1 pseudogene is annotated in these 812 nt (G+C 68.6%); it reads right to left on the reverse strand.

The features are described 5' to 3' along the window. Nucleotides 1–812: pseudogene (locus AQJ58_RS40220) on the reverse strand (glucose-6-phosphate isomerase); the annotation flags it as partial.

Here is an 812-nt window from a genome sequence, read left to right on the forward strand (position 1 = left end):
AGGCCGGGGACGTCCGCGCCTTCGGTGAGGGCGGGTTCGACGCGCTTGGCGAGGACCTTGCCGAGTTCCACGCCCCACTGGTCGAAGGAGTCGATGTCCCACACGGCGCCCTGGACGAACACCTTGTGCTCGTAGAGGGCGACGAGCTGGCCGAGGACGGACGGGGTCAGCTCGGTGGCGAGGATGGTGGTCGTGGGGTGGTTGCCCCGGAACGTCTTGTGGGCCACCAGGTCCTCCGGCACGCCCTCCGCCCGCACCTCCTCGGGTGTCCTGCCGAAGGCCAGTGCCTGGGTCTGGGCGAAGAAGTTCGCCATCAGCAGGTCGTGCTGGGCCTTGAGGTCGGGGCTCAGTTCGTCGACCGGGCGGGCGAAGCCGATGAAGTCCGCGGGGATCAGCCTGGTGCCCTGGTGGATCAGCTGGTAGTAGGCGTGCTGCCCGTTGGTGCCGGGTGTGCCCCAGACGACGGGGCCGGTCTGCCAGTGGACCGGCCGGCCCTGGCGGTCGACCGACTTGCCGTTGGACTCCATGTCGAGCTGCTGGAGGTAGGCGGCGAACTTCGACAGGTAGTGGCTGTAGGGCAGGACGGCGTGGGACTGGGCGTCGTGGAAGTTGCCGTACCAGATGCCCAGCAGGCCGAGCAGGAGCGGGGCGTTGGCCTCGGCGGGGGCGGTACGGAAGTGCTCGTCGACGAGGTGGAAGCCGTCGAGCATCTCACGGAAGCGGTCCGGGCCGATGGCGATCATCAGGGAGAGGCCGATGGCGGAGTCGTAGGAGTAGCGGCCGCCGACCCAGTCCCAGAACTCGAACATGTT

Origin of the sequence: Streptomyces sp. DSM 15324 (assembly GCF_001514285.1) — a bacterium.
GTDB lineage: Bacteria > Actinomycetota > Actinomycetes > Streptomycetales > Streptomycetaceae > Streptomyces.